This is a genomic window from Phenylobacterium sp. (assembly GCF_004799515.1).
In the GTDB taxonomy this organism is placed as follows: domain Bacteria; phylum Pseudomonadota; class Alphaproteobacteria; order Caulobacterales; family Caulobacteraceae; genus Phenylobacterium.
This window is the reverse complement of record NZ_SSMX01000031.1, coordinates 1-20,863: the sequence shown is the minus strand read 5'-3', so window position 1 is coordinate 20,863 and position 20,863 is coordinate 1. Positions and strand designations below refer to the sequence as shown.

General features: G+C 70.0%; 20 protein-coding genes and 1 tRNA gene. 10 read left to right on the top strand and 11 right to left on the bottom strand.

Annotation, left to right across the window (positions count from 1 at the left end; translation table 11 throughout):
- From E8A49_RS14695 to cobA, 6 genes are read right to left on the bottom strand one after another with little or no spacing between them, the layout of a single operon-like run.
- Entirely contained in the window at positions 1-825 is an 825-nt protein-coding gene (locus E8A49_RS14695) for a ferredoxin--NADP reductase (RefSeq protein WP_293382707.1), read from the bottom strand.
- A 29-nt stretch (positions 826-854) separates the two neighbouring features.
- Positions 855-1,595: a phosphoadenylyl-sulfate reductase gene (locus E8A49_RS14690; RefSeq protein WP_293382705.1), complete on the bottom strand. Its 741-nt coding sequence runs from the start codon at positions 1,593-1,595 to the stop codon at positions 855-857.
- A gap of 1 nt (position 1,596) precedes the next feature.
- Positions 1,597-2,097, bottom strand: coding sequence for a DUF934 domain-containing protein (locus tag E8A49_RS14685; RefSeq protein ID WP_293382702.1), 501 nt, complete (start codon positions 2,095-2,097; stop codon positions 1,597-1,599).
- Positions 2,081-3,736 carry a nitrite/sulfite reductase gene (locus tag E8A49_RS14680; RefSeq protein WP_293382699.1) on the bottom strand — a complete coding sequence of 552 codons (1,656 nt, stop codon included), beginning with the start codon at positions 3,734-3,736 and terminating at the stop codon, positions 2,081-2,083. The genes E8A49_RS14685 and E8A49_RS14680 overlap by 17 nt, the downstream gene beginning before the upstream one ends.
- Positions 3,737-3,742: 6 nt before the next feature.
- On the bottom strand, positions 3,743-4,102 hold the full coding sequence (locus E8A49_RS14675) for a DUF2849 domain-containing protein (protein WP_293382696.1): 360 nt from the start codon (positions 4,100-4,102) through the stop codon (positions 3,743-3,745).
- A complete protein-coding gene (gene cobA, locus E8A49_RS14670) occupies positions 4,099-4,974 on the bottom strand; it encodes a uroporphyrinogen-III C-methyltransferase (protein ID WP_293382693.1) in 876 nt (291 codons plus the stop codon). Before cobA ends, E8A49_RS14675 begins: the two co-directional genes overlap by 4 nt.
- Before the next feature lie 173 nt (positions 4,975-5,147).
- Here cobA and gcvA point away from each other — a divergent pair, with 173 nt between their 5' ends.
- Together gcvA and E8A49_RS14660 are read left to right on the top strand one after the other, a co-directional pair.
- Entirely contained in the window at positions 5,148-6,104 is a 957-nt protein-coding gene (gene gcvA, locus E8A49_RS14665) for a transcriptional regulator GcvA (protein WP_293382690.1), read from the top strand.
- Positions 6,105-6,138: 34 nt separating this feature from the next.
- On the top strand, positions 6,139-6,465 hold the full coding sequence (locus E8A49_RS14660; protein ID WP_293382687.1) for a chorismate mutase: 327 nt from the start codon (positions 6,139-6,141) through the stop codon (positions 6,463-6,465).
- A 4-nt stretch (positions 6,466-6,469) separates the two neighbouring features.
- On the opposite strand, the gene E8A49_RS14655 is transcribed toward E8A49_RS14660, so the two are convergent.
- Together E8A49_RS14655 and E8A49_RS14650 are read right to left on the bottom strand one after the other, a co-directional pair.
- On the bottom strand, positions 6,470-8,689 hold the full coding sequence (locus E8A49_RS14655; RefSeq protein WP_293382684.1) for a glycosyltransferase: 2,220 nt from the start codon (positions 8,687-8,689) through the stop codon (positions 6,470-6,472).
- A 30-nt stretch (positions 8,690-8,719) separates the two neighbouring features.
- Positions 8,720-9,022, bottom strand: coding sequence for an Hpt domain-containing protein (locus E8A49_RS14650; protein WP_293382681.1), 303 nt, complete (start codon positions 9,020-9,022; stop codon positions 8,720-8,722).
- 122 nt (positions 9,023-9,144) lie between these two features.
- On the opposite strand from E8A49_RS14650, the gene E8A49_RS14645 reads away from it, so the two are divergent.
- A tRNA-Lys gene (locus E8A49_RS14645) sits at positions 9,145-9,220 on the top strand.
- Positions 9,221-9,315: 95 nt separating this feature from the next.
- On the opposite strand, the gene E8A49_RS14640 is transcribed toward E8A49_RS14645, so the two are convergent.
- Positions 9,316-10,743, bottom strand: a complete 1,428-nt coding sequence (locus E8A49_RS14640) for an APC family permease (RefSeq protein WP_293382678.1) — start codon at positions 10,741-10,743, stop codon at positions 9,316-9,318.
- A gap of 210 nt (positions 10,744-10,953) precedes the next feature.
- Between E8A49_RS14640 and E8A49_RS14635 the strand changes: the two genes are divergently transcribed.
- The 5 genes from E8A49_RS14635 to E8A49_RS14615 all read left to right on the top strand — a co-directional run bounded on the left by E8A49_RS14635 (position 10,954) and on the right by E8A49_RS14615 (position 16,521).
- On the top strand, positions 10,954-12,120 hold the full coding sequence (locus tag E8A49_RS14635) for an acyl-CoA dehydrogenase family protein (RefSeq protein ID WP_293382675.1): 1,167 nt from the start codon (positions 10,954-10,956) through the stop codon (positions 12,118-12,120).
- On the top strand, positions 12,117-12,893 hold the full coding sequence (locus tag E8A49_RS14630; RefSeq protein WP_293382672.1) for an enoyl-CoA hydratase/isomerase family protein: 777 nt from the start codon (positions 12,117-12,119) through the stop codon (positions 12,891-12,893). Before E8A49_RS14635 ends, E8A49_RS14630 begins: the two co-directional genes overlap by 4 nt.
- A gap of 45 nt (positions 12,894-12,938) precedes the next feature.
- Positions 12,939-13,466 (top strand): DUF3455 domain-containing protein, encoded by a 528-nt coding sequence (locus E8A49_RS14625; RefSeq protein ID WP_293382669.1) that lies wholly within the window; start codon positions 12,939-12,941, stop codon positions 13,464-13,466.
- A 76-nt stretch (positions 13,467-13,542) separates the two neighbouring features.
- Positions 13,543-14,304: an alpha/beta hydrolase gene (locus E8A49_RS14620; protein WP_293382666.1), complete on the top strand. Its 762-nt coding sequence runs from the start codon at positions 13,543-13,545 to the stop codon at positions 14,302-14,304.
- A gap of 90 nt (positions 14,305-14,394) precedes the next feature.
- A complete protein-coding gene (locus E8A49_RS14615; RefSeq protein ID WP_293382662.1) occupies positions 14,395-16,521 on the top strand; it encodes a DUF6351 family protein in 2,127 nt (708 codons plus the stop codon).
- Between the two features lie 4 nt (positions 16,522-16,525).
- Here the strand turns inward: E8A49_RS14615 and E8A49_RS14610 are convergent, their stop codons facing one another.
- Both E8A49_RS14610 and E8A49_RS14605 read right to left on the bottom strand, forming a co-directional pair.
- Entirely contained in the window at positions 16,526-17,839 is a 1,314-nt protein-coding gene (locus E8A49_RS14610; protein ID WP_293382659.1) for a hypothetical protein, read from the bottom strand.
- A gap of 192 nt (positions 17,840-18,031) precedes the next feature.
- Entirely contained in the window at positions 18,032-18,292 is a 261-nt protein-coding gene (locus E8A49_RS14605) for an SWIB/MDM2 domain-containing protein (RefSeq protein WP_293382656.1), read from the bottom strand.
- Positions 18,293-18,601: 309 nt separating this feature from the next.
- On the opposite strand from E8A49_RS14605, the gene E8A49_RS14600 reads away from it, so the two are divergent.
- On the top strand, positions 18,602-19,063 hold the full coding sequence (locus tag E8A49_RS14600) for an Lrp/AsnC family transcriptional regulator (protein ID WP_293382653.1): 462 nt from the start codon (positions 18,602-18,604) through the stop codon (positions 19,061-19,063).
- Positions 19,064-19,130: 67 nt separating this feature from the next.
- A complete protein-coding gene (locus E8A49_RS14595; RefSeq protein WP_293382650.1) occupies positions 19,131-20,765 on the top strand; it encodes an AMP-binding protein in 1,635 nt (544 codons plus the stop codon).
- Positions 20,766-20,863: the final 98 nt, after the last annotated feature.

Here is a 20,863-nt window from a genome sequence, read left to right as displayed (position 1 = left end):
TCAGGTCTCGACGAAGGCGCGTTCGAGGACGAAGTCGCCGGGCGCGGCGATGGAGCCTTCCTCGTAGCCGAGGTCCAGCAGCTGCTGCTTCAGGTCGGCCAGGACCGACGGACCGCCGCATAGCATCACCCGGTCAACCGCCGGATCGAAAGGCGGTGTTCCGAGGTCGCGGAACATCTGGCCCGAGGCGATCAGGTCGGTGATGCGGCCTTCAGTCTGGAACGGCTCGCGGGTCACCGTCGGATAGTACTTCAGCTTTGGCCTGATCAGCTCGCCCAGAATCTCGTCCTCGGCCAGGGCGCCGGACAAGAGCTCGCGGTAGTTGAGGTCGGCGACCTCGCGCACGGTGTGGGTGACGATCACCTCGTCGAACCGCTCATAGACCTCCGGGTCGCGGACCAGGGACAGCCAGGGCGCAAGGCCCGTGCCGGTGCCCAGCATGTAGAGCCGCTTGCCGGGTTTCAGGCCGTCCAGCACCAGGGTGCCGGTGGGCTTGCGGCCGATCAGCACCTCGTCGCCCACCCTGATTTTCTGCAGGCGCGAGGTCAGCGGGCCGTCGGCCACCTTGATCGAATAGAATTCCAGCTCCTCGTGCCAGGATGGCGAGGCGATGGAATAGGCGCGCACGAGGGGCTTGCCGTCCTCTTCCTTCACCAGGCCCACCATGACGAACTGGCCGCTGGCGAAGCGCAGGCCCGGGTCGCGGGTCGTGCGGAACGAGAACAGGCTCTCGGTCCAGTGCTGGACCCAGGTCACCGTCTCGACGAAGAAGGCGCCGCCGGCCTTCACGGGCGCGGCGACCGGAGCGTGGGAAACGTCATTCATGGCGGTGTCTAGCGTCTCTCAAGGCCGCGTCAAATATCGCCGCCGACATTGGTGATCGCGCCGGGGGCGCGTGCGACATGGATACCGCACTCGGTTTTGTCCAGACCGGCCCAGCGGCCGGCGCGGACGTCTTCGCCGTCCTCCACCGGATGGGTGCAGGGCCAGCAGCCGATTGAGGGGAAGCCTTGGGCCACCAGCGGATGGGCCGGCAGGTCGTATTCGGCGACGTAGGCGTCGAGGTCAGCCTTGGTCCAGTTGGCCAGGGGATTGAACTTCACCTGATGGTCGGCCTCCTCCACCACCGGCAGCGACAGGCGCGCGCCGCCATGGAAGCGCTTGCGCCCGGTGATCCAGGCGTCGAAGCCCGCGAGCGCCTTGTCCAGCGGGATCACCTTGCGGATCTCGCAGCAGGCGTCGGTGTCGCTCTGCCAGAGCTTGGCGTGCGGGTCGGCGACCGCCAGGTCGTTGTAGGCGGGGCGCAGGTCGCGCACGTCAGTGAGGCCGAACCGTTGGGTGAGCTGTCGGCGATAGTCCAGGGTCTGGGCGAACAGCATGCCGGTGTCGAGGAACAGCACGGGCATGTCCGGCTTCACCTTGGAGACCAGGTGCAGCAGCACCGCCGATTCCGCCCCGAAGGACGAGACCAGGGCCAGCCTGTCGCCGAAGGTGGCGGCCGCCTCCTCCAGCACCGTGCGCGGATGGGCGTGCCGCAGCTCCGCGTCCAGCCGCGCCGCCAGCGTCAGCCAGCGTTCCGAAGCGTCGTAGGCCAATTTACCCTCCCCGCGCCTCGAAGGCCGGAGGTCGGCCGTCACTCGCGCGCTGGTACACATGACGGAAGCGCGAGACGGCCCTTTCCCACACCTCCACGGTCGAGCCGTCCGCCGGCTCGAAGGCGTCAAAACCGCAGCGGGCCATATTGCCCGCCTGTTCGCGAAGCACGTCGCCCACGGCGCGCACCTCGCCCTTGAACTGGAACCGCTCGCGCAGCAGCCGCGCCGAGGAATAGGCGCGCCCGTCGCCGAACTTCGGGAAGTGGAGCGCCACCACCGCGATCTCCGGCAGGTCGTAGGCGAGCGCCTCGACCGCCTCGTGGCTCTCCACCCGCACGCCCACCTGGCGGCCTTCACTGAGCAGGCCGCCGCCCTCGGTCTGGAAGCGGGCCAGCGAGACGATCACGTCGCCAGGCGGGATCTGCTGGTCGTCGGCGACCGCGGTGAACGGGTCCTCGGCGAGCGAAAAGGCGCCGTCCTGCAGCCTAATGAACGTCGGCATAAACGGCCTCCTTGAAGGGCGCGACGCCGGTGCGGCGGACGGTGTCGAGGAAGCGCTCGGCGCCCTGGCGTTCGCGCAGGTAGACGTCCACCAGGGTGTCCACCGCCTCGGCCACCCTGTCGTAGGGCAGCGCCGGGCCCAGGGCCTGGCCGACGCCGGCGTCCTCCGCCGCCGAGCCGCCGAGGGTGAGCTGGTAGAATTCCTCGCCCTTCTTATCGACCCCCAGGATGCCGATGTGGCCCACGTGGTGATGGCCACAGGCGTTGATGCAGCCGCTGATCTTGATCTTCAGCTCACCCACCAGCTCGGCCCGCTCGGGGTCGGCGAAGGTCCTGGCGATGTTCTGGGCCACCGAGATCGAGCGGGCGTTGGCCAGCGCGCAGTAGTCCAGCCCCGGGCAGGCGATGATGTCGCTGACCAGGTTCATGTTGGGCGTCGCCAGGCCCGCGGCGGCCAGCGCCGTCCAGACCGCCGGCGCGTCGTCCAGCCTTACGTGCGGCAGGACCAGGTTCTGCTCGTGGGTCACCCGGATGTCGTCCTGGCCGAAGCGCTCGGCGAGGTCGGCCACCACCTCCATCTGCTCGGCGGTGCAGTCGCCGGGGGTGTCGCCGATGCCCTTCAGCGCGATCTCGACGATGGCGTAGCCGGGCGCCTTGTGCGGCTTCAGGTTATTGCGGGCGAAGCGGGCGAAGGCGGGGGTCTTCAGCTTGGCGGCCTCGAAGGCCTCCGATACCGCCGGCAGGGTCTCGAAGCTCTTCGGTGCGAAGGCGCCCCGGATGCGGGCGAGCTCGGTGTCGGGCAGATCGGCGGAGACGCTGACCTTCTCCCACTCGGCCTCGACCTGGCGGGCGAATTCCTCGGCGCCGAGGGCGGCCACCAGGATCTTGATGCGCGCCTTGTGGATGTTGTCGCGCCGGCCGTGGCGATTGTAGACCCGCAGGATCGCCTCCAGATAGGAGAACAGCCGCGTTGCCGGCAGGAACGGCCGGATGGTCGGCGCGATGTGCGGCAGGCGCCCCAGGCCGCCGCCCACCATCACCTCGAAACCCAGCACGCCGTCGCGGGCGCGCTTCAGGTTGAGGCCGATGTCGTGGGTCTTGGCGGCCGTGCGATCCTTGGCCGAGGCGGTGACGGCGATCTTGAACTTGCGCGGCAGCCAGTTGAATTCCGGATGCACCGTCGACCACTGGCGGATCGCCTCGGCCCAGACACGCGGGTCGTCGATCTCTTCCGAGGTCGCCCCGGCGTAGGGGTCTGACGTGACGTTGCGGATGCAGTTGCCGCTGGTCTGGATGGCGTGCATGTCGACGCTGGCCAGCGCATCCAGGATGTCCGGCGCATCGGCCAGCTTGATCCAGTGGAACTGCAGGTTGGTCCGGGTGGTGAAGTGGCCGTAGCCCTTGTCGTAGGTGCGGCCGATCCAGGCCAGCTTGCGCAGCTGGTCCGGGTTCAGCGAGCCGTAGGGGACCGCTACGCGCAGCATGTAGGCATGGAGCTGCAGGTAGAGGCCGTTGCGCAGCCGCAGCGGCTTGAACTGGTCTTCGGACAGCTCGCCCGCCAGACGGCGCGCCACCTGGCCGCGGAACTCCTCCGAGCGGTCGGCCAGCATGTCCTTGTCGATCTGGTCGTAGCGGTACATGCGAGCCTACTTTCGCTTGATCAGGTCGACGCGGCCGGTGGAGCGGGCCGCGCCGTGGGCGTTGCGCAGGGCCTCGACCGACGCGCCGCCCTCCGCCTGCTTGCCGTGGTTCAGGTTGGTGGGGCCGAGCGCGCGGATGCGTTCGCGGTAGCTGACCGGCGCCCACAGGCCTTCGGACTGGGTCAGGTCGATCAGGTAGGGCTCGACCACCACCGTGGGCTGGCTCTTGGCCCGGCCCTCGGCGCCCTCGCCGGCCGGATCGTCGTCGGCGAACAGCTCGGCCTCAGCGAACTGGTCGACCCACTGGCCCTGGCGCCAGAACACGACCTCGCCGTCGATCAGGCGGTTGGCGGTCAGCGCCTTCACTTGAAACCTCCGAGCGTCCCGGCGAAAGCCGGGATCCATTCTGACGATGAACCAGGCGCAGCTTGGGTCCCGGCTTCCGCCGGGACATTCGGGAGGGCCAGCGCCATCGCCTCACCCACGATCAGCAAGGCAGGGCCGCTGAGGCCCGCGGCGGTTTCGGCCAGGCCGGCGAGCGTGGCGGGCAGTCGCCGCTCGTCGGCGCGGCTGGCGTTCTCGACGATCAGGGCGGGCGTCGCGGCGGCGCGGCCGGCGGCCAGCAGGCGTGCGGCGATCGGAGCGGCCTGCGACAGGCCCATGTAGATCACCACCGTCTGGTTAGGCCGCGCCAGGCTTTCCCAGTCAAGGTCGGGTTCGTTCCCGCTGGCCGCGTGGCCGGTGACGAAGGTCACCGCCTGGGCCGCGCCGCGGTGCGTCAGCGGGGCGCCGGCGCTGGCGCTGGCCGCGAGCGCCGCGGTGACGCCGGGGATAATCTGGCACTCGACCCCGGCGGCGCGGCAGGCTTCCAGCTCCTCGCCCCCGCGGCCGAAGATGAAGGGGTCGCCGCCCTTCAGCCGCACGACCGTCAGGCCGTCGCGGGCGAAGGCCACCAGCATGCGGTTGATCTCATCCTGGCTATAGGAGTGCCGCGACTTCCGCTTGGCGACCGAGATGCGCCGGGCTGTCTCGGGCGCGAGGTCGAGGATCTCGTCGGAGACCAGGCCATCGTGCACGACGACGTCGGCTTTCTGCAGGACTTTCAGGGCCTTGAGGGTCAGGAGCTCGGGGTCGCCAGGGCCGGCGCCCACCAGCCACACCGGGCCGGTTTCCCGGCGTCCGCCGCCGCCCAGCAGCACCAGGCCACCGCCCCGCCGCCCAGGTTGCCGTTGCGCCATGGATTAGGTTCTCTAATAAGCTCGAATCTGCAAAGCGGAACGGGACGGACCGAAGTCCGTCCCGCCGATATCCCACCGATGAAAGGGCCGATACACCGGCGGACGGTTGCAATTAGGGTGCGGAGCGCCCAAGTCGCAAGCCAAGGACTTCTGCCGGGGTTGTCAGGATTTCTATGGAACGACCCGTGGAACGCAGGCGCCTGCCGCCCTTGAACGCCCTGCGCGCGTTCGAGGCCGCCGCCCGCCATCTGAACTTCAGCCGCGCCGCCGACGAGCTGTCGGTGACGCCGGGGGCCGTCAGCCAGCAGATCCAGAACCTCGAGGACTATGTCGGCGCGGCGCTCTTCAAGCGCACGCCCAAGGGGCTTCTGCTCACCGACGCCGCCCAGACCGCCCTGCCCGCTCTGCGCGAGGCCTTCGACCGGCTGGCGGAGGCCGCTTCCCTGCTCACTGCCGCCGTGGACGGTCGGCGCCTGACGCTGACCGCCCCACCCTCCTTCGCCGCCAAGTGGCTGGTGCCCAGGCTGGGCGCCTTCGAGCAGGCCCATCCGCAGGTGGATGTCTGGCTCTCGGCGGCCATCGAACTGGTCGACCTGCAGGCCGGCGAGGTGGACGTGGCGATCCGCTACGGCGCCGGGCGCTATCCGGGCCTGGAGGTCTCACGGCTGTTCTCCGAGACGGTGATCCCGGTGGCCAGCCCGGACCACCTGGCCGCCCACCCGATCGCCACGCCGGCGGACCTCGCCGACCACGTCCTGCTGCATGACGGCTCGCCCGATCTCGACGACAGCTGCCCGGACTGGTCCATGTGGCTGGCCGCGCGGGGGCTGAAGACCATCGACGGCATGCGCGGCCCGCGCTTCAACCAGTCGAGCCTGGTCATCGAGGCGGCGGTGAACGGGCGCGGGGTGGCCCTGGCCAAGCGCACGCTCGCCCAGGCCGACCTGGAGGCCGGCCGCCTGGTCGCGCCCCTCCAGATCGCCACCGCCGTGGACTTCGCCTATTACCTCGTCCATCCCAAGGCCAAGGGCCGGTTGCCGCAGGTGAAGGCCTTCGTCAGCTGGATCGAGGCCCAGGCGCTGGCCCACGAGCAGGCCCTGCTGGCCATCGACAATGGAGCGGGTATCTAGACCGCCCAAAGACCGAAGAGACGAGTCAGTTCGCATGGATTTCTCCACCGACCCACGCCCCGCGCCCGCCGACTGCGCGACCATGGCCGAGGTCCGCGTCGGCGTGGACGCGCTGGACCGCCTGCTGGTGAGCATCCTGGCCGAGCGGCAGCGCTATATGGACGCGGCCGCCCGCATCAAGGCCGACCGCGCCGCCGTGCGCGACCCGGCCCGCATCGAGGACGTGGTGGCCAAGGTGAAGGCCGCCGCCCGTGAGGCCGGGCTGTCGGAGGCCATCGCCGAGCCGGTCTGGCGCACCCTGATCGAGGCCTGCATCGCCCACGAGTTCGGCGTCTGGGACACCCGGCGCCAGGAGGCCTGAGAGCTCAGCGGCCTGCCGGCGTCAACGCCGCCACCCGCTCGCGCAGGCCCGGCATCCGCGCCATCAGCGCCTCGTTCAGCGCCTCGCGCCGCCGCCAGAGGTCCCGGTACCAGTCTCGCCGCGCCTGCGCCTGGTGGGCGAACATCCGCCCGTCGCGCACCTCTTCCCAGGCCTGCCGCGCCATCCGCTCGCGCCCGGCGGCGTTTGTGAGCGCCTGGACGAGCAAGGGCGCCCAATCCTCGATCTCGCGGGCCAGCAAGCCGTTCTCTCCATGGCGGATCACCCGGTCGTAGATGGTCGGCGAGGCGATCGTCAGCACGCCCGCGCGGGCGGCGTCGATGAACTTGGCGTCGCTCTTGGCCTCCCGCCGAGGCAAGGCCTCAATGGGCGAGAGGGAGACGGCGCAGTCCGCCATCAGCTCCAGATAGGCCTCGTAGCTCATGTAGTCGTAGTAGCGCTTGCGCGGCCCCGGCAGGGCGTCGAACACCTCGCGGTCGCCGATCACCACGAACTCGACGTCCGGGCAGGCCTCTGCCGCCGGGGCCAGGGCGCGGGCCACCGCCACCGCATAGCCGCCGCGCAACGCCGCGCCATAGAAGACCTTGGGCGGCCTTGGGCCTTGCGGAAACGGCGGCAGGTCGAAGGCGGCGTTGGGGAACAGCACCGTCTCGGGATTGTAGCGCCGGAAGAGGTCGAGCAGCGGCGGGCTGGCGGTCTGGATGGCGTGGACATAGCCCATGCGGGCGACCTCTTCCTCCACCACCGGGCGGCCCTGCACCTCGGCGACCAGCAAGGGATCGTCGTCGAACTCCATCACCACCAACCACCCGTCGCGGATCATCTCGGCGATGAAGTCGCGCCAGACCTCCGGCCGCAGTTCGGCGGGGCGTTGCAGCAGCAGGATCTTGGGCGCCTCGCGCGGCCCCGGCGGAAACGTGAACGGCGGCCGCTCGTAGGTGACGCGCAGCTCCGGGTCCGTCTGCAGGGCCTGGGTCGGCAGGCGGGTGCGGATATCCATCATCACCGTGGCGTAGGCGACGGTGCGGACCTTCAGCGCCGGGGCCGGCGCTGCGCCGGCCGCCGGCTTCCGCGTCCGCCACACGCCTGTGCCGCCCTCATCCACCGGTTCGCGGAGGGCGAAGCCCAGGGGCGGCAGCGCCGCCTGCGGGGTCGTCTCCAGATCGGTCCAGCGGACAACCAGGGTTCCTTGCGGCCGCAGGCGCGGCGCGAGCTGGGCCAGCGCCTCCGGCGGCGGCGTCTCGCCCAGGACCAGCACGTCGACATCCGCCGTGCGGCTGGTTGCGCCATCGGCGCCACCGGCGATCTCCACCTCGCAGGCGGGGTTGCGGCGGCGGCAGGCCTCGGCGAAGGCCGCGCCGTCCGCGCCGCGATAAAGGATGCGCTGGGCGGTCAGTGGGGTGGCTTCCAGCAGCGGCTCGTCCAGCCGCAGGCGCTCCGGCGTCAGGATCGCCGCCGCCCGCCGGCACGCCTCCCCCAGCACGGCGGCGGCCAGGCGCGGCGCGTGCGCCAGGACGTTGTGCCCGGCGTCGGGCGCCACATGCAGCCGCACGCCCGGCGTGGCAGCCAGCCGGCGCCGCTCAGCCTCGTCCACAAGGCTCGGCAGCCGCTTGAGCTCTCGCGGCGGCATCAACGGCTCGGAGCCCAGCAGCACGTCGACCGGGACACTCAGGTCCCGCAGCAGGCCCGTGTGGTCGCGCGGCGAGGCGCCCTGCGGGCCAAGGCCCAACGCTTCCAGCGCAAAGGCGTTGGCCACCGGATCGTTCTGGCTGCGCAGATGCTCTGGCAGGCTCCGGGTCAGCGGCCAGAGCGTCCGGGTCACGAGCGGCGGCTCGACGGCCACCACCCGCGCCAGGTTGCGGGCCCGGACGCCAAGCGCGATCACCGCCCCCGTGGAGACGCCCAGCAGCACCACCTGGCGCGCGGCGAACTCGGTCTCGAGGATCTCGCCCACCATGGCCGAGAGGTCGGCCAATGCGCAGGACGCGACCGCGTTGGCGCGGCTGACCGGCAGTTGCAGGATGCAAGCCTCGGCCAGCATCCCCAGGGCGACGCCGTGGCCGGCGATCGGGTCAACCGGCGCCAGGATGCCCGGGATCGCCAACAGCAGCGGGCGGCGGGCGGCGGGCGTCTGCGGCCCCACCAAAAGGCCCACGGACCCCAGCCGCGTCGTCACCTGCCTCTGCGTGAAATCCTTGAGCGCCACGAACCGCCGATCCTCAGGTGACGCGCGTTCCTAGGCCGATTGGCCCCGGGCGAGATAGGCCGAAATCTCGCCCGCGGCGGCCTCCAGGGCGGCGCGCACGGCGGGGGTCGCCGACGGGCCTTCGGTCTCGGCCGAAGCGCAGGCGTCGCCGAGCCTGAAGGCGCCCACGCCACGCGACGCGCCCTTCATGGTGTGGATCAGGTCGCGCCAGCCGGGCGCGGCGGGGTCCAGCGATGCGCTCCAGGCCCCGGCCTGCTCCAGGAACAGCGCCAGCACCTCGCCGACCACGCGCCGATCGCCGGCCGCGAAGTCCTCCAGGTAGCCAAAATCCACTGCGCCGACAGGCTCTTGAGACGACACGAAACCCCCTTGCCGTACGCGCCTTGCCAAGGCCGCGATTTCGCGTATTTTCCGCGCCCTCGCCGCCGGGCCCTAAAGCGGTCCGGAGCGACGGCGGGTGCATAGCTCAGTTGGTAGAGCAGCTGACTCTTAATCAGCGGGTCGTAGGTTCGAATCCTACTGCACCCACCATTCTTTCCGCCACTAACACGGCGCGGATTCCCACTCCATAAATCGGCGCGGAAGTTCCGCCGGTTAGGGCTGGGTCGTTGTCTCGTGGACTTCCGCTAGGGTCGTTGCCCTGCCTGATCCGCCTCGTCGGAGACGGAAGGACCGCTCAGTCGCCATTCGCTCCGGCGCTTGAGAACCAGGGCGTAATATAGGGCCGCGGCGGCGGCGCAGGCCAGGCTGACGGCGAAGCTCACCCAGCCGTCCTTCAGGCTCGCCGCGGCGACCAACAGCAACAGCGTCAGCGCCAGGAGCGGCGGGCCGGGCCACAGGGGCAGACGCCACCCCGGCGACGCGGCGCGGCCGCGGCCGCGAAGCAGGCACGCCAGCGACAGGGAAATGTAGATCAGCGTCACCCCCGATCCCGAGAGCATCAGCAGCAGCTTCATCGGCAGCAGGCACAGCCCCGCCGACAGGGTCCCGGCCAGCAACGTCCCGCCCCACGGCGACCCAAACCGCGGATGCACCTCGGTCAGCAGCCGGCCCAGCGGGCCCGGCCAGACGCCGTCCCGCGCCGTGGCGTAGACCTGCCGCCCGGTCATGAGCACGAGCGCGATCACGGCGTTGAAGATTGCGAGCGCCACCCCGGCGCCGATCGTCCGCCCCAGGACCGCGCCGCCGGCCCGGCGCGTGAAATCCGAGATCATGTCGTCGCCCGCCCGCAGCAGCGCCGTCAGGTCGGGCGCGCCCATCAGCACGGCCGCCAGGGCCGCCATCTCGGCGACGGTGGTGACCGCCAGAGCCCACAAGACCGCCTGCACCAGGCGGCGGCGCACGTCGCGCACCTCCTCGGACAGATAGACCGCGTTCCCGTAGCCGTCGTAGGCGAAGAGGCCCACGACGACGCCCGTCGCCAGGCCGCCCAGGCCTACGGCCGAGAGCGCCGGGCCCGGCGCGAGCGCCACCGGATGTGCGAACAGCGCCTGTATCGGACGCGCCGGGTGCGAGAGCCCCAGCACCGTGACCGCCACCAACGCCGCCAGCTCCACGAGGAGAAAGGCGCCCGTCGCCGCGGCGCTCGCCCGGATGTTGAGCACCCCAAGGCCGGTGGCGACCGCCAAGGCGGCGAGCGCCGTCGCGACGGGCGACAGGCCCGGCAGGATGGGCGCCAGATAGTCCGCGACGCCGAGCGACAGCGCCGCGCAGGACAACAGCAGGTTGAAGAGGTTCACGCCCAGGACGGAGAATCCCGCCGCGGGGCCCAGGACGCTGCCGACGATGGCGTACTCGCCGCCCGCGGAGGGAAAGCTGGAGCCCAGCTCGGCGTAGGTGAGCGCCATGCAGAGCGCGACCAGCCCAGCCGCCGTCATCGAGATCAAGGCTCCCGATCCCGCCGCCTGGATGACGCCCGGTAGGATTACGAAGACCGAGGACGCCGGCGTCTCCGCCGACAGCGTCAGGAAGAGGACGCCCATAACTCCCATGCCGCGGACCAGCCGGCGAACCTGCGCCTTGTCGGTCGGGTGGGCGGAAGCGGGCTGGCTCACGGTCGCCGAGGTTTAAGCGACCCTCTCGGCGCCGTCGAGCGGCCAAGCTTTCCCGCTTGGAGTGGCCCACGCCGAAGGAAAACGGTCGCCGAAGGTCGGCAGGCCGCTTACGGACAAGGTGTTGGCGGACGTCGACGCCATGGAAGGCTGCGTTTAGCGTCCCGACCGACGCCAGCTGGCCTGAAGCACGAGAGACGGACGAGAGGACCCATGGATTTCGAACTCGCCGAAGAGCACCGGATGCTCAAGGACCTGGTGGCCAACTTCGTCCGCGACGAGCTGATGCCTCTGGAAGCCGGCGTCCTGGCCCGCGAGGCCGAGGGCAAGGGCCTGGGCATCGGTCCCGACGAGCACGCCCGGCTGGACAAGGTCGCCCACGAACTCGGCCTGTTCGGCCTGGACGCCCCGGCCGACGTCGGCGGCTCGGACCTGCCGATGACCGCCATGGTGGGCGTCGAGGAGGAGATCGGCCGCTGCGTGACGCCCTACACCCTGCCGCCGGACAGCCCGAACCTGCGCATGCTGATGCAGACCGTCGATGACCGGCAGCGCGCCGCCTACCTGGCGCCCTATGTCGCCGGCGAGACGATCTCGGCCATCGGCATCTCAGAGCCAGGCGCGGGCTCCGATCCCGCCGGTATGACCACCCGGGCCGTGAGGGACGGCGACGACTGGGTGATCAACGGCCGGAAAATCTGGATTTCGCGGGCGGCGGACGCCGACTTCACCATCCTGATGGCGGTCACCGACCAGGAGAAGCGCGCCCGCGGCGGCATCTCCGCCTTCCTGGTGGACAAGGGCACGCCCGGCTTCAACGTCCTGCGGCGCATCCCGATGATCGGCGGCGCCTACACCTACGAGATCGCGCTGGAGGATTGCCGGGTCGAGGGCTGGAAGCTGCTTGGGACCGAGGGCCAGGGCTTCGCGCCCATGCAGACCCGGCTCGGCACGCGGCGCATCCAGATGGCGGCCTGGTCGGTGGGCATGGCCCAGCGGGCGCTGGACATGGTCATCGAGTACGCCCCGCAGCGGAAGACCTTCGGCCTGCCGCTCTCCGAGCGCCAGGCGGTGCAGTTCTGGGTGGCGGAGGCGGCGACCAAGATCCACGCCACCCGGCTGATGGCCTACGACTGCGCCTGGAAGCTCGACCAGGGCCGCGATGTGCGGAATGAGATCTCCATGATCAAGTGGTACGCCACCGAGATGGCCTATGAGACCGTGGACCGCGCCATGCAGGCCTTCGGCGCCATGGGCATGACCAAGGAGCTGCCGCTGGCGCTGATGCAGGCCAAGCTCCGCACCATGCGCATCTATGACGGCCCCACGGAAATCCATAAGTGGGTGGTGGCCAGGAACCTCTTGGGGACGAGACGATGAACGGCGCTTTCGGGGAACATGTGAAGGTCCAGGTCGACGGGCACGTGGCGATCGTCACGCTGGACCGGCCGCCGAACAACCACGTCAGCGTGGAGTTCATGCGCGACCTGGCCGACGCCTTCGACGCCATCGACGCGGAGATGGCCCTGCGCTGCTCGGTGCTGCAGGCGGAGGGCAAGAACTTCTGCGCCGGCGCCGACCTGGTGCGCAGCGAGAGCGCGGGCGGCCTGGGCGCGGTCAACCCGCTCTACGACCAGGCGGTGCGGCTGTTCTCGGCCAAGAAACCCATCGTGGCCGCCATCCAGGGCGCGGCGGTGGGCGCGGGCCTCGGCCTGGCGGTGATGGCCGACTTCCGCATCGCCTCGCCCGACGCGCGCTTCGCCGCCAACTTCGTGAAGCTGGGCTTCCATCCAGGCTTCGGCCTGACCCACACCCTGCCGCACCTGATCGGCCCAACGAAGGCGCAGCTGATGTTCCTGACCGGCCGCCGGGTGAAGGCCGAGGACGGCCTGCCCTGGGGCCTGGTGGACGAGGTCGTCCCGCTGGAGGACCTGCGCGGCGCGGCCCTGCGCCTGGCCCAGGAGATCGCCGAGAACGCCCCCCTGGCCATCGTCGCCACGCGGAAGACCTTGCGTGGGGATCTCGCGGCGGCCGTGCGCGCCCAGACCGACGTCGAGGCCGCCGAACAGGGCTGGCTGCGCGACACCGAGGACTACAAGGAAGGCGTCCGCGCCGTGGCCGAACGGCGGGTGGGGAACTTCGAAGGCCGCTGAAGCTGAACGAAGGTGCGGAACGATCCGAGCCGCTGGAGAGAGACCGTGATTCCCGCCCCTGAGACCCTTCGCACTCTGGCGCTCAGCTCTCTGTGGCTGGGCTCCATGCTGAGCTCACCCGCGCTGGGCGCGGCGCCTTCAGCCGCGGCGCCGCGGGCCTTCGGCGTCGCGGGCCGGGAGACGGTGTTGGCGGTCCACGCTGAAGGCGCCCAACTCTATCAATGCCAGGCCGACGGGAGCGGGCGTCCCATGTGGACCTTCCGCGAACCCATCGCCGCTCTGATCGGCGACGACGGCAAGACGGTGGGCCGCCACTACGCCGGCCCGACGTGGGAAATCGACGGCGGCGGCGCCGTGAAGGGCCAGATGCTGGCGAGCGCGCCAGGCGTCGGCGCCAACGACATCCCGCTGCTGAAACTGGCTGTCTCGGAACACCGAGGTTCAGGGGTCCTGACGGCGGTGACCCTGGTCTTACGCCTGAACACTCATGGCGGCGGCCTGAAGGGCGCGTGCGCCGCGGCCGGCGAACTGCGTGCAGAGCCCTACTCCGCCGACTATGTTTTCCTCCGCTGAGGCCTCACGACGTCGCCGTCGCCCGGGCCGCGGGGCCTGGCTTGCCCTTCAGCCGGCCCGCCCCTAGACGGCTTGCATGAATTTCCTGCTGATCGAGAACCAGACTGGGGGGCTCAGCTTCGTCGGGCGCCTGCACACTGACCGAGTGCGGCCCTCGCTCCTGGCGGTCTGCGGGGCGTTTCCGACGGCGACCTACCTGCATGACCTGGTCTCGACCTTCGCCGGGGCCAATGTCCTGGTCGCCAACATGCCGGGGATGGCCGCGACGCCCTGGGCTAATCCGACCCTGGCCGAAGCCACCGAGGCGTTGCAGCGCGCGGTGGCGCTGTTGCTGCCCACCCAGCCGATCGTTGCCCTGGGCGTTTCCACCGGCAACCTGCTCACCCTGGGCCTCGACCTGCCCAACATCCGCCGCCGCGTGGCCGTCGAGCCATTTTTCGAGACCGAGGGCCTCTGGCCGTTCATCGCCAATTCCCGCGAACGCATGGCCCTCAACCCCGACAACGCCGCCATGGCGCGGTTCTTCTGGGATATGTTCGGCATCGCGCAGGACCGGCTGGAGAACCGCGACTACCGCCATCTGCTGGGCGCCATCGCGGTCCCGACCGACGTCATCGTCGGCGCTGAGCCCATGCAGCCCGAGCGCGAAGCCGCGACCTGGCCGTCCTTCATCACCCCGGAAGACCGCGCGGCGCTGGCGGCCAATCCGTGGGTGACCCTGATCGAAGGCCCGCCCGGCTCAGGGCACAGCTACTGCACGACGCCGGGAGGCGAGGTGAAGCTGAGGCAGGTGCTGCACGCCGCCCTGCACGGCGTGGTCCAATACTGTGCGTCCTGACCCGTCCCTGACCGCCACGTCCAATGCGCTGGGCGATTGCCTCGGCGCCGGCAAGCCGCCAAGCTCGCGAAAAGGGTTGGGAGGATGGTCATGGGGAAATCCGTTGCGCCGCGGCTGGCGGCGATCGGTTGGCTGGCGGCGCTGAGCCTGAGCGGCGCGGCCCGGGCCGCTCCAACGCCGGCCGAGGCGACGGGCGGCAAGCCGGCTCCGGCCGCCGCGGCCAAGCCGGCGGCTGGGCTTTCGCTGCGCACCCTGTCCTCGCGGCCGGACATGGTCAGCGGCGGCGACGCCCTGGTGGAGGTGCGCGGCGCGGCCAAGGGCGTGACGCTGAGCCTGAACGGCAAGGACGTCTCCGGCGACCTGCGGCTCGACCCGGCCACCCACAGCCTGCGCGGCCTGGTGAAGGGCCTCACGGTGGGCAAGAACACGCTTTCGGCCAGCGCCGGAGCGGCCAAGGCCAGCCTGACGTTGACCGACTATCCGGTCACCGGCCCGATCCTGTCGGGGCCGCACATCAGCCCCTATGAGTGCCGCACCGAGGAGTCTGGGCTGGGCAAGCCGCTGGACGCCGACTGCTCAGCCGCGCCGCGCACCGACTGGTTCTACAAGTCGACCGACGGCAAGTTCAAACCGCTGGCCAACCCCGCCGACCGCCCCGGCGACCTCGTCACCGCGACGACCACTGACGGCGCGACCGTCCCTTATGTGGTGCGGGTGGAGTCGGGCACGGTCAACCGCAGCATCTACCGCATCGCCATGCTGGCTGACCCGAAGGGTTGGAACCACCGCCTGGCGGTGAGCTTCGGCGGCGGCGCGGGGGCGAAGTACAACCAGGGCTCCAACACCGCCGAAAGCGCGCTGGCCGACCTCTACCTGTCGCGCGGCTTCGCCCACGCGGTGGACACCGAGCTGGTCAACAACCTGCACGGCAACGGGGTGCTGCAGGGCGAGACCCTGATGATGCTGAAGGAGCGCTTCATCAAAGACCACGGGGTCCCGAAGTGGACCGTCGGCAACGGCGGCTCCGGCGGGGCGATCCAGCAGCTGGTGATCACCCAGATCTATCCCGGCCTGCTGGATGGGCTGCAGCCGTCGCTCTCCTTCCCGGATTCGACCCTGCACACGTCGGACTGCGGCGTGCTGCAGCGGTTCTGGAAGTCGGACGCCGGCAAGGGCTGGAGCCAAGAGAAGAAGACCGCCGTGGAGGGCTTCACCCCGGGCACCTGCGGGGCCTGGGAGCGGTCCTTCGTGCCGGTGGCCATGTCCGGCTTCAAGGCCGGCTGCGACCTGAAGGACCAGAGCCTGGTCTGGGACCCGGTGAGCAACCCCAAGGGCGCGCGTTGCGCCCTCGCCGACTGGCGGGTGAACCAGTACGGCCGCGATCCCAGGACCGGCTATGCGCGCACCACCGAGGACAACGTCGGCCTGCAGTACGGCCTCAAAGGCCTGAACGACGGCAAGCTGACGGTCGATGAGTTCCTGGACCTCAACGAGAAGATCGGCGGCTACGACAAGGACGGCAAGATGGGCGACGCCCGCAGCCACGGCGACCCGATCGCGCTGAAGGCGGCCTACGCCTCGGGCCTGCTGATGGGCGGCGGCGGGGGCCTGGCGACCGTGCCGATGATCCACTACCGCACCTACAACGACCCCTTGGGCGATATCCACAGCCGCGAGCGGGACATGTCCATCCGCGCCCGCGTGGTGAAGGCCCAGGGCGACGGCGCCAACGAGGTCTTCTGGGTGGGCCCGGGCGGCGAGCTGGGCGGCCCGCGCAACGACCCGGCGGTGGCCAAGGGCCGCGAGATCATGGCGACCCAGGCGCTGGACGCCATGACGGCCTGGCTCGACGCGCTGGCGGCCGACCCCGCGCCGCTGACCCACGCCAAGGTGGTCCGGCACAAGCCCGCCGCGGCGGCGGACGCCTGGTTCGACCTCCAGGGCATGAAGCACGTGGAGAAAGCCACCTGGGACGCACCCAGCGGCTACAACAAGACCTATCCCAACCACTCCGAGCCGAGGATCGTGGCCGGCGCGCCGATCGCCAACGATGTGCTGAAGTGCCAGCTGAAGGCGCCTAAGACCGCCGACTACAAGGTCAGGTTCACCCCGGCGCAATGGACGCGGCTGAAGGCGGTGTTCCCGGACGGCGTCTGCGACTTCTCCAAGCCGGGGATCGGCCAGGTCCCGCTGAAGGGAACCTACCAGCGCTACTGATCCGTCAGCCGGCGTCCAGGCTCATGTGGGTTGCGCCCAGCGAGACCAGGGCGCCAGCCCGCTTCATGGTGCCGGCCCGGTAGACCAGCACCGACTTCGCCGCCCGGCGCGCGGCGGTGACGGCGGCCTGGGCCCAGCCCAGGAACTCCGCGTCGCTCACCGCGCCGTGCGGGCATTCGAAGGCGATCGCCTGGAAGCCGGCGCCGCCCAGCTTGGCGAAGGCCGCCGCGGTAGGCTGGGTCAGCCGCCCGACCACCAGGAGCGAGAGCGGCCGGATGAGCGCGTTGACCGCCTGCAGGGCGCTTTGCGGCACGCCCTCGATATCGTGGACCTCGCAGATCACGCCCAGCCGCACCAGGGCGGCGGCCTCGCGCACCGGGGCCACAAGCTCGGCGCGGCCGCGCGGGCTGGCCAGGCTGGAGAACGAGACCGGTACGATCAGGCTGAGCTGTTCCTCATCGGCGTCCTCGGCCTTCAGCCGGGCGATGCCACGGGTGATGGTGGCCATGTCCGCGCGCAACAGGTCGCCGGTGGAGAGCGCCGCGATCTGCTTGGCCGACAGCTCCTCGCCCGTATCGACGACGATGATCCGGCGGATCATCCGAAAGCCGATGCGGGTGAAGTTCTTGAGTTCGTAGACCGGCTCCAGCGTCGCGGTGATCCGCAGGGTCCGCCCGTCGGAGGCGACGAAGGGCGACGAGCGGTCCACCAGGCGGGTGGTGATGTCGCTCGTCTCCTGGAAGGCGGCCAGCCAGTCAGGCCCATCGGTTTCGGCGTGGGGTCCGAGGTCGGCGGCCAGGGCCTCGACGCGCCGGGCGTCGACCGGCTCGGTCTCCAGCCGCCCCTTGCGGAACCGGGTCACCTTCAGGACGCTCTGCACGGCCTTGTCGGCCTTGCCCAGGAAATGGATCAGGATCTCGCGCAGATAGCGGAGCGACGCCGCCTGCCCGGTCAGCTCACCAAGTGTCGAATGCACCACGAAGTAATCGCTGTCGGAGACCCGGCGGAAGGCGCCGCGGTCCCCCACGCTGCGGGTCAGGAGGGCGTCGGCGAAGGCGAAGACCTCTTCGCGGCGCGCCGCCCAGCGCCCGCCGAACGCCTTCTGCAGCGCTTCCAGGGAAAAGAGGCTGACCTTGCCCGCCGCGACCAGGACCGGATCGCAGTAGCGCTCGACGTCCGGCAGGGCCTCGGCGGACACCAGGCGCAGGGCGCCGGCAAGCTGCGCCTTGGCGAGCGCGCCCAGTTGCGCGCCCTGGGACGCGGGGCGCGCGCCAGCCGCTTCCTTAGGAAGAGCAACCGCCTCGGCGCTCTCGGGCACGCTTCACTCCTCGCCGCTACTCAGCGGGGCCGAGGATCGCAGGCCACGGTTAAGCGATGACGCACAAGCCGGGAAAAACACCCGCGAAGGCTGTCGCCCAGAACGCAAAAGACCCCGCCCGGCGTCGGCCCGGCGAGGTCTTGGGCTTCGGTCGTCCGGGCAGGCGGAGAACCGCCGCCGGAGGCCGAGATCCTACTTCAGGTGGCCGGCCAGGTGCTTGTTCATCTCGAACATGCTGACCTTGTCCTTACCGCCGAACACGGGCTTCAGCTTGGCGTCGGCCAGGATGTCGCGCTTGTTCTTGGGGTCCTGCAGGTTGTTCTTCTTGATGTATTCCCAGATCTTGGAAACCACTTCCCCGCGGGACAGCTGTCCCGGCCCGACGACAGCGGCCAGTTCCGGCGACGGCGTCAGAGGCTTCTGCAGGGCGTTGGTCTTCTTGGTATCGGCCATTGTGGGCTCCCCCAGCTAGATATCAGGCGTCTGCGGCCACACGTGGAATGTGCGTGAACTGAGTCGCTTGCCGGCATCCTAGGTGCGCAATGCATCCCGCGTCACCTAGAGAAACGCAGGGGGTTCGCCTGTGGCGTGTAAAATGGCGATTTAAACGCTGTTCGGTGACGTTGCAGTGACCCCGGTCGCCTTAAAGGCCACGCGGCGACGCAAATCTGCATAACTGGCTAGCCCTTAGGGGGCATAGCACGATCTGGCGTCAACCGCCTAAAGCCGGTAGAATGAAATTCTCGGCTGGAGGTCATCCGCATGCAGATTGTTCTCGACGCCATCGACCGTCGCATCCTGCGCGAGCTGCAGGCCGACGCCACCCTGGCCATCGCCGAATTGGCCGAACGGGCCGGATTGTCGCAGACGCCGTGCTGGAAGCGGGTGAAGCGGCTGACCGAGGCCGGCGTGATCGAGCGTCGCGTGGCGATCCTGGACCGCGAACAGCTCGATCTCGGCCTGGTGGTCTTCGTCTCGATCCGCACCAGCCGCCACGACGAGGAGTGGCTGGACGCCTTCGCCAAGGGCGCGGGCGGACTGCCGGAGGTGGTGGAGTTCTACCGGATGAGCGGCGAGACCGACTACCTGCTGAAAGTGGTGGTCAAGGACATCGCCGCTTACGACAGCTTCTACAAGCGCCTGATCGCGGCCGCGCCCCTGCAGGACGTCTCCTCCTCCTTCGCCATGGAGCAGATCAAGTTCACCACCGCGCTCCCCATCTGAGACGTTGACTTCCCCAGGGCTGCGGACGCCAACTTGGCTCAACAAACAAGTCGTTGGGAGGTTGATCGTGGTGTCCTGGACCTTCGCGGACGTATGGGAGGCGATCGCCGCCGCCCAGCCGGACCATCCGGCCTTCATCCAGGGCGATCGGGTGATCACCTGGAGCGAGTTCGACGCCCGGGCGGACGCGCTGGCCGCATACTTCCTGGACCGAGGCCTGGAACGCCAGGGCAAGGTCGCGGCCTTCCTGTTCAACGGGCCGGAGTACATCGAAAGCTATTTCGCCGCCTTCAAGGGCGGCTTCGCGCCGGTGAACACCAATTACCGCTATGGGCCGGAGGAGCTGTTCTACCTTTTCGACAACGCCGACGCCCAGGCCGTGGTGTTCCACGCCAGCTTCGCCGAGACCCTGGAGCGGATCCGCCGCCGCCTGCCCGGCGTGAAGGCCTGGGTGGCGGTGGCCGAGCCCGGCCATCCGGTCCCCGACTGGGCGACGGACTACGACGCCGTGGTGGCCGCCGCCCCGGCAGAGCGGCCCGTGAAGGCGCCCTGGGGCCGTGCGGGCGAGGACCTGCTGTTGCTCTACACCGGCGGCACCACCGGCATGCCCAAGGGCGTGATGTGGGCCCAGGACGACCTGTTCAACGTCATCGGCGCGGGCGGCAACGCCCTGCTCGGCATCCCGCCGGCCGAATCGGTCGAGGGGCTGGTCGCGCGCCTGCAGACGCCGGACCACATCCGGCCGATCTCGCTGATCGCCTGCCCGCTGATGCATGGCACCGGCCAGTTCTCCAACCTGATCGCCTTCAACGCCGGCGGCACAGCGGCCTACCTACCCTCGCGCAAGTTCAACGCCATGGAGCTGTGGGACGAGGTCGACCGGATCGGGGCCAGCGCCGTGGTGCTGGTGGGCTTGGCCTTCTCCACGCCCATGCTGGAGGCGCTGGAGGCCAATCCCGGCCGTTGGGACCTCTCGACGGTGCGGTCTATGAGTTCGTCGGGCTCCATGTGGAGCCAGGAGAACAAGCGCGGGCTCCTGAGCCATGCCAAGAACGCCATGATCTTCGACAGCTTCGGCTCGTCGGAGGCGGTGGGCCTGGGCGTTTCGGCCTCCGCGCCGGGCGCCGAGGCGCAGACTGCGGCCTTCATCATCGGCCCGAACTGTTCGGTGTTCACCGAGGATGGCCGTCGCGTCGAGCCCGGCTCCGGTGAGCGCGGCCTCGTGGCCGTCACCGGCTTCCTGCCCCAGGGCTACTACAAGGACCCCGAGAAGACCGCTAAGACCTTCAAGACCCTGGAAGGCGTCCGCTGGAGCGTCCCGGGCGATTGGGCCGAGGTGAACGGCGACGGCACGCTGAAGCTCCTGGGCCGCGGCTCGGTCTGCATCAACACCGGCGGCGAGAAGGTCTTCCCGGAAGAGGTGGAGGAGGCGCTGAAGACCCACGCCCAGGTGCGCGACGCGGTGGTGGTGGGCCTGCCCGACCCGCGCTTCGGCGAACGGATCTGCGCGGTGGTGGAGACCGACGGCGAGGCGGCGCCGTCGCTGTCGGAGCTGTCCGAACACGTGCGGCTGACGCTGGCCGGCTACAAGGCGCCGCGGGACCTAGTGCTGGTGGAGAGCATCGGCCGCGCGCCCAACGGCAAGGTTGACTACAAGGCGATCAAGGAGCGCGCGGTGGCCGCCCTGGCCACGCCGGCCTAGGTGTCGAAGCTACGAAGGTTGTTCACCCGGGATCGGGTTGAGAGAGTGGGGTTGCGAAGCTCCAACCTCTAACCGGGAGACCCCGGATGAACGTCCAT

Excerpts from the sequence above, each read along its gene's own strand:
- E8A49_RS14695 (WP_293382707.1), bottom strand. The coding sequence starts at position 825 with ATGAATGACGTTTCCCACGCTCCGGTCGCCGCGCCCGTGAAGGCCGGC.
- E8A49_RS14685 (WP_293382702.1), bottom strand. The coding sequence starts at position 2,097 with ATGCCGACGTTCATTAGGCTGCAGGACGGCGCCTTTTCGCTCGCCGAG.
- E8A49_RS14680 (WP_293382699.1), bottom strand. The coding sequence starts at position 3,736 with ATGTACCGCTACGACCAGATCGACAAGGACATGCTGGCCGACCGCTCG.
- cobA (WP_293382693.1), bottom strand. The coding sequence starts at position 4,974 with ATGGCGCAACGGCAACCTGGGCGGCGGGGCGGTGGCCTGGTGCTGCTG.
- gcvA (WP_293382690.1), top strand. The coding sequence starts at position 5,148 with ATGGAACGACCCGTGGAACGCAGGCGCCTGCCGCCCTTGAACGCCCTG.
- E8A49_RS14660 (WP_293382687.1), top strand. The coding sequence starts at position 6,139 with ATGGATTTCTCCACCGACCCACGCCCCGCGCCCGCCGACTGCGCGACC.
- E8A49_RS14635 (WP_293382675.1), top strand. The coding sequence starts at position 10,954 with ATGGATTTCGAACTCGCCGAAGAGCACCGGATGCTCAAGGACCTGGTG.
- E8A49_RS14630 (WP_293382672.1), top strand. The coding sequence starts at position 12,117 with ATGAACGGCGCTTTCGGGGAACATGTGAAGGTCCAGGTCGACGGGCAC.
- E8A49_RS14620 (WP_293382666.1), top strand. The coding sequence starts at position 13,543 with ATGAATTTCCTGCTGATCGAGAACCAGACTGGGGGGCTCAGCTTCGTC.
- E8A49_RS14615 (WP_293382662.1), top strand. The coding sequence starts at position 14,395 with ATGGGGAAATCCGTTGCGCCGCGGCTGGCGGCGATCGGTTGGCTGGCG.
- E8A49_RS14605 (WP_293382656.1), bottom strand. The coding sequence starts at position 18,292 with ATGGCCGATACCAAGAAGACCAACGCCCTGCAGAAGCCTCTGACGCCG.
- E8A49_RS14600 (WP_293382653.1), top strand. The coding sequence starts at position 18,602 with ATGCAGATTGTTCTCGACGCCATCGACCGTCGCATCCTGCGCGAGCTG.